The sequence below is a fragment of the Pseudoflavitalea rhizosphaerae genome (genome assembly GCF_003991355.1).
In the GTDB taxonomy this organism is placed as follows: domain Bacteria; phylum Bacteroidota; class Bacteroidia; order Chitinophagales; family Chitinophagaceae; genus Pseudobacter; species Pseudobacter rhizosphaerae.
Genome location: NZ_RCSU01000001.1, coordinates 16,957 through 30,235 on the forward strand (window position 1 = coordinate 16,957; position 13,279 = coordinate 30,235).

Here is a 13,279-nt window from a genome sequence, read left to right on the forward strand (position 1 = left end):
TTGGGGTTTTATTGAGCTGTATAACTGTTATTGGCCGGGTTGGCATCCAGGAAAACACCGCCATCGATCACAGCCGATTTCACAGCTTTCCTGTTGTTAACGGTAAGGATTATACGCTTATTATCTGCCTCCCAGATCGCGGGAGTGAGATGTCTTTTTTCCACGCTTCCATCTGTATAAGTAACGGTCAGATCAAAGGGAATAGCCATCCCACCCGCATTTTGGATCTGTATTTCGGAACCTTTGGACTTTTTCTGCACATCCACCAGTTGCAGGTCCATATAATTGGTGGAGAAGAACCAGTTCTGCCAGAACCAGTCGAGGCTCTTTCCATTCACATTGTTGAAAGTATAGAAGAAATCCCAGGGAATGGGATGTTTGCCATGCCATCGGTCCATGTATGCGTGCAGGCATTTTTTGAATTGCGCATCACCCAGCAGGTCTTTCAGGGCGAGATAAGCCAGTGCGGCCTTGCCGTATTGGTTATTGCCAAGGGCTTTACCGGTGAGCGAGGTGCCGGGTGTGATGATGGGGATATCCATATCGCCGGAGCGGTCTTTAGTCCAGCCTGTCACGCGGAAACTTTTGAAGAGCTCATCCGCGGTATTTTGTCCATAGAATGGAGGGCCGGAAAGGTATTCGAACAAGGTAGCCCAGCCTTCATCCATAAAACCGAAACGGGTTTCATTGATGCCCATGTAAAAGGGCATCCAGGTATGAGCAATTTCGTGCGCGGCAACAAGTCGTGAGAACACAGTATCCTCGTAGGTTTCATCATTCGCCATCATCGGGTACTCCATACCGGCATATCCCTGGAACACGGTCATTTTTTCATAGGGATAAGGAATGCCCGGCCAGTTGTTTGAAAACCATTTCAGCGCATCGCCCGCAAAGCGGACCATATGATGATAATCAGCAGCAGTATCATTGAAAGCGGCCTGCACACTGGCTCTCCGCTGCGTGATCGGGTCCACCATAACGCTGGCTGCATCCCAGGTGTAATGGTCGCTAATAGCAAAAGTCATATCAGGGATGGCAGTTGCTGTGAAGCGCCAGCTGTTCTGATCATTTTGAGTGGTTACTTTTTTGCCGGCCATTTCATCTTTCGATGCTATGCGGACCACTTCATCGCTGGTCATGGATCTTTTATATCGATCTGCAAAACGTTCCTGTAACAGTGTTTCAGGTTGATGAAGCGTTCCCGTTCCCCATACCACAAAATTCTTCGGTACTTTTACTGTTACAGTATAATCGTTGAAATCATTGTAGAATTCATGTCCTTCCGTGAAATCCTGCCTGTCCCATCCATTGTAATCATCATACACTGCGATGCGCGGATAAAAATAAGCGAGGAAGAAAGTGGTTGGATCGATGGCCCCTTCCCTGTCGCTCTGCACGGAAAGCGGGTATTGCCATTTAACTGATAACCGCATGGAATCACCAGGCAGCAATGGTTTTGCAAGACTGAGCGTATTGGAAGTATATACCAGGTTTTCCAGCGAGCCTGCATAAGGCTTTCCGTTGATCAGCAATGATTCGATCTTTACTCCTGTGGTATTGTAATCAGGCGAGTAATCTTTTTCACGCGGCACCGTTGGCCTGTGGGAATTCATGAAGATCTTGAGCTCTGGATTCCGGATGGTATCCGGACTGTTATTGATGTACACGATCTCTTCTGAACCTCTGATATTCCGGTCAGGAGGATTGGCGATGATCTCGATATTGTATCGCGCTTTGTTCTGCCAGTAATTCTTACCCGGCATACCATCTTTGGAGCGGCTGCCTTTTTCATAAGCCTTGCGGATATCCGCAGGCATGTATAAATTTTGCGCATTGATCGTTTCAAAACCAATAGAGCAAAGGGTTAGCAGGAGCAGGGGTATACCTTTCGTTCTCATGAATTATTTCAATTTGAAAACGGAAGTTATTACTTTTTCACAGAGTGTGGCCAGTCGCTCGCCTCCGGCGATTGACTTTTGTTTAGTCGCCTCCGGCGACGCGGTGTTCGCCGGAGGCGAACAATTAGAAGTCACTCGCCGGAGGCGAGCGACTGGTCACACGCCGACTATTTCGCCATCGCCCTGCTTGCCATAATGCGTTTGACCATCCTGTTGAGGAGGAACATCATACCAATTGTGATCAGACTGGTGCAGACCACCACATAACCCAGCGTATCGTAGTGGAGGATCTTATGCGTGGGCGTTTCCACCACAATCAGCCCGGCAATGAATGCGCCGATACCGCCGGAGATCTGTTGCACAGAAGAGTTGATGCTCATGAAAGCGCCCCTGTCCTGCATATCTGGCACCACTGTCAGCAAAGCTGAGCTGGCGATCATGCGTGAAGTGATACCCGTGAACATGATCACATTGATGATCATCAGGTAGCCCAGTGGCGTAATTCCGAGGTTGCTATAGATCAGCACCATCGTAATGGTCAGAAAAGAACCGACCACGAAAATGGGGTACTTACCGATCTTATCACTGATCTTTCCTACAAACGGACCAATCACCATACTGCAAGCGCCGGTAACCATGTAAAGCAGCGTTATCTGGTCCAGGCTCAGCCCCAGGTTGCCTTTACTGAATGCTGCACTGAATGGCATCAGCATAAATCCTCCTGTTGCCAGCAATGTAGTTGTGGCAAATGCCAGCAGGTATTGCCTGTTGGAAACGGTAGCCACCAGGTGTTTGAACGGATTGTTGGTATGCTTTGCAACAAGATGCCCGGTAACAGGCTGCATGTAACGAATGATCAGCACCAGCACGATGGAACAAAGGACCACCAGCATCCAGAAGGGCGCATGCCAGCTGAGATGCGTGGCCAGGTACAATCCGATGGGCACACCCATTACCTGGCTGGCCGATAATGCCATCTGCACAAAGCCCATTACTCTTCCCCGCACATTGATGGCGAAGATATCCGTAACAATGGCAAAGCTCACAGAACCGATCACGCCGCCAAACAATCCCGTTACGATACGCGCCATCAGCAGGAATTCAAAATTCGGTGAAAGCGCACACAAGAGCGTGCCGATGATGAAACCTGTATAAAAGAACACCAGCATTTTCTTTCTGTCGAATTTATCTGCAAATCCTGCCGCCAGGATGCCTGAAATACCGGCGCTGATCGCATAGCCCGATACCACAAGTCCGAACTGTTTTGTGGTGAGTCCCAGCTTCGGCATCAGGATAGCGCCGAGCGGACTGAGTACCATAAAGTCAACAATGATCGTGAACTGGAGGATGGCCAGTATCGCAATCATGAAAACCTGGTACGAACTGAAAACTTTCTTCTGTTCTGAAGCCGTAATGGTTGTCATATATTGTAATGGTTAATGCAAAAACTCTGCTATGGTGTAAGGCCTTTGATCACCAGCTCGCAGGTTTGCATCAGGAGTTTATTATTCAGGGCGAAATGTTCACTTTTGTGACTTCTGCCCTGGGAATGGAATTTCATCAATTGGTACAATGGCGCGAAAGCCACAGCCCAGTACACTTCAAAAGGCAGTTTGTTCAGTTGTTTGTTGCGGATGGCATTGTGCACAAAGGCGCCCATCGCTTCACCGAATTGAACGATCATATGCGTGCGCACCTGCTCATACAAAGGAGAATACCGGATATGCTCGATGAATTCCACATGCCTGGGAAATTTCATGAAATGCGCCACCCGGTTCTTCCATTGCAGTTTCAATCCATCCGCAAAGTTCATGGAAGGATCAAAATCCTGCAGACTGTACTCCAGCAAAGTATTCGTGAGCTCGATACTCAGCTGAACAATCAGGTCTTCCCTGTCTTTATAATAGATATAGATCGTGGCAGGCGAAACCCCCGCAGCCTTTGCCAGCTTCTGGATACTGAAACCTTCAAGACCTTCCTCTACCATCAGGTCTATGGCCTTTTCCCTGATGGCAAGTACTTTATTTTCGTCGCGGGTCCGCATAAGGGCGCAAAGATAAGTGAATGATCATTCACTTATAATATCCCTCCTGAAAAAATTTGTATGTTCGCGGCCAAAAGTCCGGATTTTACCTATGGCAATGAAAGATGAGCTGAAGATTGTTCTGTTATTATGCCCGCAAAGAATGCTGGAAGACCACCAGGTACTGGAAAGTCTCCACATCGTGAAGAATGCCAAAGGCACCACCTTCATCAATAAGGAACTAGACGCCACAGAACTGAAGGTGAACTACAATCAATTGCCGAAACCTGCGCGCGAGCTTCTGCAGCAGTTCTCCAAAGCGAATATCAATGCCACTATTGGTCAGGTGAAACAGCGCTATACCATCAAACGCGCCGGCATCGCTTACGAGCCTTTTTATCGCAATGCCATGCTCCGCGAAATGCACGGAACTCTGGAAACACTCAAGCCATTCGCTATTCTCAGTAAATGGTTCCATAAAGTGAAAACAGAAAAAGGGAACTACAGAACAGGTCCCTGCATTTTCAGCGTGTACAAGCCACAGTTGCAGTTTGAAGTGGTGAAAGAAGCGGCAGGACTTGAATTGCGCACCAACATCGTCCTCAATAATCAGGTCTATCCTCTGCAGGAATTCACACGTTTCCATTTTTTGCTGGAAAGCCGTAATGAATATTACCTGCTCGCCTACAAGGACTTTCAAACCCTCGAATGGCTGGAACAACAAAAGCCATCACAATACAGTAAGGACCCGCAGGGGCTCGCGAGAGAGATACTCGGTAAACTGGAAGAGGATTATCCGGTGAACCGGAATGAATTGTTCGAGCAAAAGGCCATCGATGTAGTTCCTGTGAACCGCGTAATGCTCAGCGAGCTCAGCAATTCTTTCCTGATGCTCACGCCGCAATGGTTGTACGATGGTTTCCTCATCGAGGGACCATACAAAGAAAGTGTTGAGTTCAACCGTCATGGTGAAGTGTACCGGATCAACCGGAACAGGGAAGCGGAAACACAGTTCACGCAATTACTGGAAAGCATGCACCCGCTTTTCAGCAAACAGCTGAATGGCTATTTCTATCTGGCGTTTGCGGAAGCACAGAAGAAACAGTGGTTCCTGAAAGCCTATCACAAATTACTTGAGCTCAATATTGAGCTAACGGGAATGGATATGCTCCAACATTTCCGCTACTCACAGCATAAGCCTGAAACCCTCATGAATTTGCTGCGCGAAGAGGAACATTTCCTGATCATGGAAGTAAAAGTTTCTTTTGGCGATGAAGCCATCCCCCTGGAAGAACTACAGAAGATCTTACTGGCTGGTCAGCGTACCATTATGTTGAAAGACGGCTCCTTCGGTATCCTGGATGATGAATGGCTGCAACAATTCGGCGCCATCTTCAAACATGGAAAACTGAACAAAAAAGAAATGAAGGTGAGCAAATGGATGGCCTTCGGCGAGCAACGCAATGGCGAAACGGTACAGGCTCTCAAACCAGTGCTGGCAGATGGCTGGCGGCAACGCTGGGTCAAATGGCAGGAACCTGATTCAACGCTCTACCCTGTTCCTGCTGCCGTGAACGCAACGCTCCGCCCTTATCAGCAAAAAGGCTTCGAATGGATGCAATTGCTGGCAGAAGCTGGCGCAGGTGCTTGTCTTGCTGACGATATGGGACTGGGTAAAACATTGCAGACCATCTGTTTCCTCGCACACCAGTTGCAGGTGGATCCTGAAGCGGTGCATATCATCATCGCTCCCTCTTCGCTGATCTATAACTGGCAATCGGAGTTACTGAAATTTGCGCCGGGGATCAGTACCTGGGTATATCATGGCAGTGACCGCGACATCAGTACTTTGCAGAACGCGAAAAGCCAGATCGTGATCACCAGTTATGGCACTATCCGCTCGGATATCGATCATCTCGGTAATAAACAATTCGGAGTTGTAGTATTGGACGAAAGCCATAATATCAAGAACCCCGCCGCACAGATCACCAAAGCGGTAGCAAGACTGCAATGCGCATCACGAATCGCATTGAGCGGTACGCCGGTGATGAACAATACATTCGATCTGTATGCGCAGCTCGACTTCCTCCTGCCGGGCATCTTCGGCAGCCGTGAATTCTTCAAGCGCGAATACGCTGATCCTATCGACCGCTTCCATGATGAAGGAAAGATCCAGGGACTGCAAAAACTCACTGCGCCTTTCATCCTCCGCAGAACAAAGAACCAGGTGGCCAAAGATCTTCCTGAAAAAATGGAAATGGTAATGTGGTGCGAAATGGGCACAGCACAAAAAGCGCTGTACGACAGCATCCGCGATACTATCCGCAGCAGTCTCTTCCTCAATATCCAAAGTGAAGGTCTCAATAAGAGCAAGCTCGCAGTATTACAGGGCATGCTGAAACTGCGGCAGCTTTGTAACTCGCCGCTTCTTCTTCCATCGGAAGACCGTACCTGTACGGATGCCGTGAAAACGGAAATGCTGATGGATGAGCTCAGCAATAATCTCAAGGACCAGAAGGTGCTGGTATTCTCTCAGTTCACCAGCATGCTGGACCTGCTGGCCGAAGCCTGCCGCGAAAAAGGCATCGATTTCTTCCATTTCGATGGTTCCACCCCACCCGCCAAAAGAGCGGAAATGGTGGAAGCATTCCAGTCGGAAGGCAATACCACCAACGTATTCCTCATCAGCCTGAAAGCAGGCAATGCCGGTCTGAACCTCACGGCCGCCAGTTATGTATTCCTGGTAGACCCCTGGTGGAATACAGCAGTGCAACAGCAAGCCATCGACCGTACTCACCGTATCGGGCAAACGAAGAATATATTTGCTTACAAGATGATCTGTAAAGACACGATCGAAGAAAAGATCATTCAATTGCAACAACGCAAAAAGCAACTGGCGGAAGACCTGGTATCAGAAGATGAAGGCTTTGTGAAAGCGCTCACGGAAGATGATATCCAGTTCCTGTTCAGCTAAAAGATAACAAGTTCCTATAAGCAGGCGGTCCGCAATGCGCATATACGTTCATTACTATGAAGTATAAGCGCATTGCGGACCGCTTTTTCTCTTAATACTATTTCCTATTCTTTTCCGGGTGTTTTCTTTCTTGCAGTTGCGCCGGTTGGTTTGGAAGGCGCAGTAGTCTTAGGATTCGTCCGCATGGGAACGGTCAGTTCTTCTTTGACACCACCCTGGTCCAGTTTAGGAGCTTGAATTTTTGCCGGGGATTTTTCAACTCCGGTACCGGCCTGGGCTTCACTGGGCAGCTTGCCTGATGCTGCACTGCTTCTTCTTGCATCGGTATTGAGCGGACGTGACACAGTTCCGCCTCCGCCCTTTGCCGTATTAATGCCAGGCAGCGTACCATTCTTCAATTGCTGACTGAACCTGGCAGATTTTTCGGCAGCGGTTGGTTCTTTCAGCCGCACAGTCTTTTTACTGGTGGGACCAAATTTCAATCCTGGCGCAGTCCCATTTTTTAACTGATCTGAGATCTTGCGGCTCCTGTCGTATGATGTTTTGTCGTCCTGCGCCATCAGGTTGTTGCAGGCAACTACCAGGGCGATAATACACAGGACCAATAATTTTCTTCTCATATTTTATAATTGATTCGGTTATTTAATATTTACCAGCACTTTGATCTTTCCAGTTCCATTGGTGTTGAAATCCTGCAAGGCCTTTCCGATCACCTGTCCAACTTTCACTTTATCAGGATCAGCTTTCATGGCCACGCCGGGAATGGAGGAAGTAACCAGCATATCGCCGCGTTTGATTGCACCGCCTTCCATACAAACCTTGGTGGGGATCACTCCGATAACACCCATGGGAACTTCACCGGAGAGATCATCCTCGATATCTTTTTCTGTGAGCAGCACACCAGGCTTGGTTGCATATACTCCGGCAACCAGCGTAGAATAGGGAGTAGCGGATTTCTCAACGGTACGGTCTGCATCAGTAGCAATCACCAGCACATCACCAGCTTCATAAGCATTGGCAGAGCCGGTAACGGCAAAAGATTCCGCAACGTCGGCGCCACTATTTTGGGTACCGCCATTAAAGAACCCTCTTCCTGCTTTATTGATACGCGCTACATTTGCTGAGGCGCTCTGAAATACGGCAACACTACCTGATGCACCCTGGTGGTTAACCAGCATCGTGTTACCTGTTCCCGTAGTTGTGATATGAACTACCGGTTGGCTATTGGCGTTATTGAAGTTCGCGAACCTGCCTGCTTTACCGGTACCAAAATTGGGAATAAATCCAGAAATGGCATTGCCGCCTCCATCGCAGGATGCTTCAACGCCATCGCCTGAACCGCCTGCATTAGCGGTAATACCATTACCATTGCCTTCTGTAAGCGCCAGTACTGCTGGTCCGTTACCAGCGGGATTGGAAGAGTAGAACAAGCCTGCATATCCGCCTGTGCCTGATGATTCACCAAATATTCCTGCAGTACCGAAATTGGCGAAAATGGAGTTAACCTCTCCCTTTACGGCCGGAGAAGTTCCTGTGGTGCGGTCTACAAAGAAATTACCAGCTGTACCATTACCTACAGTTTTTACCGTTATTACATCATTGTCGTTGTCTTCATTGAAGATCTCGAATCGTCCTGCGCGGCCGGTGGCAAATGAAGGCACCCAGGCATAAAGGGCATTTCCACCACCATCAATATTGGCTTCTACGGCATTCCCGTCTTTAGAAGCGTTGGCAGTAATGGCATTCCCATTACCATCCTGGATAGCTACCAGTGCAGGGCCGTTCCCGGATGTATTGGATGAATGGAACAAACCGGCAAAACCACCCGTACCGGATGAGATACCAAAGATACCAGCTGCACCAAAATTACCGAAGATGGTTTTCACTTCGCCTCTAACGGCGGCGGCTACACTATTGGTATTGTCAACCAGGAAGGAGGCGGCATTCCCCTGTGTATTATCAGGTATGTTACCATTACCATTGGTCTCTACTTCCAGCGTATTTCCGGTATTATTGGTACTGTTGAAATTCTCAAAGCGTCCTGCCCTTCCAGTACTGTTGTTAAGCCCTACCTGTCCCAGCACGCCAACTCCTGTTCCGGCAGTATTGGTGGCAACAAAGCCTCTCACTCCATAACCACCGCCATCATTCCTGCCCACTACTGCTCCTGCGATATCGCTGGTTGTTCTGCCCACTACTGCTTCACCACCTCCGTTATTATCTCCTACTACACCTGCTGAAGTTTGTGAACTCGTAATTCCATGCAAGCCAAAACCTCCAACTGTATTTGCGCGTACACCGGCTCCATTTCCGGTAGTGGTTACATTCACTACAGTGCCGTTACCAACAGAGTTTACCACAAGGGCATTGTTGTTGTTTGCATTGTTGAAAATGGAAACGTTGGCCGGTATGCCATCGACACTTGTAGCTTGTAAACCAGTGCCGGTATTACTGTTTGCATACACGCCATATCCATTGGCAGAGGAATTTCCATATACACCCAGACCGTTGGGAGTAGTACCATACACGCCCCATCCGGAACCATTCTGGCTTCCCCATACACCTACCCCAAGGCCACCTGTTCCATTATTGATCCCACGAACACCGGCAGAAAATCCACCGGGAGCAGTACTGCTCACAATACCCCTGATAGCGGCAATACTGGAGGTGGTAGTATTATTTACACCTTCCAAAGAAGTTCCATCACCATCATTGGCAATAGAGAATAAGGTATTTGCATCATTCTCCAGGGCTGCAAAAGGCAGGGTAAGACCACCTCCACCACCTGCAGCAGGGGCCCAGGCAGCGCCATTCCAGCGAAGGAACTGATCAACCGCAGGCGCCACATTACTTACCGGCCTTCCCTGTAACTGAGCTACTACCGGGTTGGGATAAGTGCCGCTGAGATCACCGCCTGCAGCTCCGTCAGGAGGTAATGAAGTAGGGATAATACCCGGCGCCAGTTTAGGCAAAGTGATGGCTCCATCCATTACCTCGGTAGTTGTAATGGCATTGGCCGCAATGGTTGGATCAGGATATGTACCAGCCAGTGAACCACCCGCAGGGCCAGTTGGCGGTAAACCCGCAGGGATCACGCCGGGAGCTAATTTGGCAAGCGTTACAGATCCGTCTGCGAGCTTGGGAGTAGTCACATTTGCATCGGCTATCTTACTGGTGGTTACAGCTGCATCTGCAAGTTTGATGGTCACTACACTGCCGTCCGCAAGTTTGGCGGCAACAACTGCACCGTCAGCCAGTTTTGAACCAGTAACAGCATTGTTCATTATCTCTGTTGTGGTAACAGCGTTCGCAGCAATGCCGGGATTGGGATAAGTGCCCGTAAGTGCACCGCCGGCAGGCCCTGCAGGAGCGCTGTTGCCTGCAGTAAGCGCATAAGGAACCGATGCCAGTTGGGAGGTCCCGATTGTGGTGAATGCATTACCACCGGCAGGATCGATCTCCACCTGGATATATTTTGAGCCGGTAGCCCAATTCACACCGGTAATTGTTCCGGTAACATTGGTAGCACCTGGACTTCCCATTTGTACATTGAAAAGACCCACTGTATTGGTAGTGAGTGAACGCGTTTCAGCATAAACCACAGGACCTGCGGCGGAATTATCGCGAATGGACAAACGAAGTGTGATCTTAACGTTGGCCAGTACATTACCGACCGCATTCCTTGCTACGCCCTGGTAATTGATGAGACCGGGCGCCTGGGCAAAACTACCAGCTGTTATCAGGAACAGAGCTGTAAATGCCAGTAAAATTTGTTTCATAGTTGCTGCTTTGTTGATAGGTTATTGAACAATCATGTATGGTTGTATCATAGGAGAATGATGCATCAGAAGCGGTGAGCGTTCTTCACTACCCTGAATCCGCTGCGGCGCACAATGTTGAGGTTATCGCCGGGCCTTGTATAATCAGGATACAAAGTAGCGATCACGAAATACACACCATTCTGATATGGAGTAAGATCAAAACGCTCTATGCGGCAACAGCCATCATAAGCGTAAGTGCGGTTTTCCAGGATCTTTCCCGCGGCATCCGTGAGATTGATCTCCATACGGCCCGTCTGCCGCACAAAGAAGTCTACTTCAAATGGCCCTTTTGTTGGATTGGGAAAGAGTTTGTAATCGCCTACTTCGAAAAAGACGACCAGCGGAGATTTCCCCACTTTGTCCGTACAGGGTTGCAGAACACCGTGGGTCATAACAAGAGAACTGTCAGGCTTTGCAAAATCACTGATCAATGCAAGCTCACCCAGGCTCCATTCAAACTGGTAGTAAGAATCTGCGTTCTGAAAAGATCCTCCTGCAATATTGAATGCAGACGGAGTGATCGATTGCGCAGAGCACAAGGAAGAGATCATTAATATCAATGCGAAAGCAAACCCTGGCTTGTAAATTTGATTCATAAGCAGGATTGTTTTAAAAAGTTAATAATGAATACCGGGCTATTAACCATAGCTATCAGCGGGGTAATGTGAAAATGTAATGCAACTGCAGTGCAGGAATCGGGGTATATGTATGTAAAGGCTGAGTACTAACTCGGATGCCTATCCTAACTGACCAGCAACGGGTAACGGCTGGTCATAAGTCAAAAGTAAAGAAAAAACCGAATGCAAAAAAAGTATAAATACGGATAAATATAACAGCGACCCCGTAGCACCTGGATCACTACGGGGTCGCTGTGTATTAAAAAAAATCAGTATTTGCTGAGCAGGTTCGGGTAGTCGGTAATGATACCATTCACACCCAGCTCCACCAGCTTTTGGATCTCTTCAGCAGTGTTCACTGTCCAGGGCACCAGCTTCATGCCATGTTTCTTACAGGCTTCCACTGTAGCTGCATTCACCAGTTGATAAGCAGGACTGTAAATATCCGGCTTGAAGCCCAGCGCCTGAACGTTCTCATCCACAGAGCGTTTGGCATTTCCCGTGAGGAAGCCTATAGTAACCTCAGGATACAGTCTGCGTGCGGATTGCAGCGGACGGATATCGAAGGACTGCAGGTAAAACCGATTACCGATATTTTTCGTATTCACCACATCCATGATCGCTTTCACCAGCACATCGGGAGCAGGCTGGTAAACACCATCCATTTTCGGATTGCTCTTGATCTCGATATTGTATATGGTGGGCTTCAGTTTATTTGCAGCAGTAAAAGCTTCCACTGAATCTATCAGTTCTCCCAGCAATGGCATGCAGGCTGCAAGTTTCTGCTGTTGCGGGTACGCAGGGTTGCCTTTGCTGCCAACATCGATCCTGCGGATATCTGCATAATTCATCTGGTGCCAGGTATACAGTTTGGCACTGTCTTTCGAAATGCTTCTTCCGTCCGGCAATGTGGAAATGGCAATATTGGCGTAGGGATCATGTGCAATCAGCACCTGTCCGTCTTTACTCACATACACATCCACCTCGATAAAATTAGCGCCTATCCCGATGGCCTTTTTCATAGAAGGGATGGTATTCTCCGGCATCAGGCCCCTGGTCCCTCTGTGGCCTTCTTTGAAGAATTCGGGATAGCCGCTCATGCGGCCTCCGGCTGTTTGTTTGGTTGTGCCACAGGCGGCCAGGCAGCCCGCGGCAATCAGGGGAAGGATCAGTTTCATACAATTTAAACTTATGATTGTAACAGAATATACAGACCAGCTGCCGCCACTCCGCCGAGAACGGGCCCGATCACCGGGATCCACGCATAGTCCCAGCCGTTAGGACCCTTTCCGGGAATCGGCAACAGCGCATGCATGATGCGCGGCCCCAGGTCCCTGGCGGGATTGATGGCATAGCCGGTAGTGCCGCCGAGGCTCAGCCCGATCACCCATACCAGGAAGGCCACTGGCAATGCGCCGATGGAGCCCATACCGATGGTGGTAACAGGTGTTGCATCTTTACCTCCGAAAGAAGGATCGGTGAAATAAAAAATGGTGAACACGAGCATAAACGTGCCAACCACTTCGCTGATCAGATTGCTGAAATTGTTGCGGATCGCCGGCGCCGTGCAGAAAGTGGCCTGCTTGGCGCCTGTATCAGCTGTTTCCTTGTAATGGTCCTTATAGAACAACCACACGAAGAAGGCTCCCAGCAGGGCGCCCAGCATCTGGGCCAGGATATATTCCGGCACCAGGCCCCAGGAAAATTTACCGGCAGTGGCCAGTCCAACTGTCACGGCAGGATTCAGGTGTGCTCCGCTGGCAGGGCCGCTGATCACCACGCCCACGTAAACCGCGAGCGCCCAGGCTGTAGTGATCACGATCCATCCGCCCCCGTTGCCTTTAGTTTTATTGAGTACCACATTAGCCACAACACCATTGCCCAAAAGAATGAGCACTGCTGTGCCAATGATCTCTGCTGTAAATGCTGTCATAAGAAGGTTCAGT

9 protein-coding genes are annotated in these 13,279 nt (G+C 49.1%); 1 reads left to right on the forward strand and 8 read right to left on the reverse strand.

Features of this window, described 5'->3' with window-relative positions:
- Positions 1-8 precede the first annotated feature (8 nt).
- The 3 genes from D9Y29_RS00090 to D9Y29_RS00100 all read right to left on the reverse strand — a co-directional run bounded on the left by D9Y29_RS00090 (position 9) and on the right by D9Y29_RS00100 (position 3,942).
- The gene (locus D9Y29_RS00090) at positions 9-1,898 is read right to left on the reverse strand and encodes a M1 family metallopeptidase (RefSeq protein WP_127124408.1); all 1,890 of its coding nucleotides are present in this window, start codon (positions 1,896-1,898) and stop codon (positions 9-11) included.
- A 167-nt stretch (positions 1,899-2,065) separates the two neighbouring features.
- The gene (locus tag D9Y29_RS00095; RefSeq protein ID WP_127124409.1) at positions 2,066-3,322 is read right to left on the reverse strand and encodes an MFS transporter; all 1,257 of its coding nucleotides are present in this window, start codon (positions 3,320-3,322) and stop codon (positions 2,066-2,068) included.
- Between the two features lie 29 nt (positions 3,323-3,351).
- Positions 3,352-3,942, reverse strand: coding sequence for a TetR/AcrR family transcriptional regulator (locus D9Y29_RS00100; protein ID WP_127124410.1), 591 nt, complete (start codon positions 3,940-3,942; stop codon positions 3,352-3,354).
- Between the two features lie 91 nt (positions 3,943-4,033).
- On the opposite strand from D9Y29_RS00100, the gene D9Y29_RS00105 reads away from it, so the two are divergent.
- Positions 4,034-6,895, forward strand: a complete 2,862-nt coding sequence (locus D9Y29_RS00105) for a DEAD/DEAH box helicase (protein ID WP_127124411.1) — start codon at positions 4,034-4,036, stop codon at positions 6,893-6,895.
- A 104-nt stretch (positions 6,896-6,999) separates the two neighbouring features.
- On the opposite strand, the gene D9Y29_RS00110 is transcribed toward D9Y29_RS00105, so the two are convergent.
- The 5 genes from D9Y29_RS00110 to D9Y29_RS00130 all read right to left on the reverse strand — a co-directional run bounded on the left by D9Y29_RS00110 (position 7,000) and on the right by D9Y29_RS00130 (position 13,266).
- A complete protein-coding gene (locus D9Y29_RS00110; protein ID WP_127124412.1) occupies positions 7,000-7,515 on the reverse strand; it encodes a hypothetical protein in 516 nt (171 codons plus the stop codon).
- A gap of 18 nt (positions 7,516-7,533) precedes the next feature.
- On the reverse strand, positions 7,534-10,674 hold the full coding sequence (locus D9Y29_RS00115) for a beta strand repeat-containing protein (RefSeq protein WP_206513671.1): 3,141 nt from the start codon (positions 10,672-10,674) through the stop codon (positions 7,534-7,536).
- 65 nt (positions 10,675-10,739) lie between these two features.
- The gene (locus D9Y29_RS00120; RefSeq protein ID WP_127124413.1) at positions 10,740-11,312 is read right to left on the reverse strand and encodes a T9SS type A sorting domain-containing protein; all 573 of its coding nucleotides are present in this window, start codon (positions 11,310-11,312) and stop codon (positions 10,740-10,742) included.
- A gap of 290 nt (positions 11,313-11,602) precedes the next feature.
- Positions 11,603-12,511 carry a glycerophosphodiester phosphodiesterase family protein gene (locus D9Y29_RS00125; protein ID WP_206513672.1) on the reverse strand — a complete coding sequence of 303 codons (909 nt, stop codon included), beginning with the start codon at positions 12,509-12,511 and terminating at the stop codon, positions 11,603-11,605.
- Positions 12,512-12,522: 11 nt separating this feature from the next.
- Entirely contained in the window at positions 12,523-13,266 is a 744-nt protein-coding gene (locus D9Y29_RS00130) for an MIP/aquaporin family protein (RefSeq protein ID WP_127124414.1), read from the reverse strand.
- Positions 13,267-13,279: the final 13 nt, after the last annotated feature.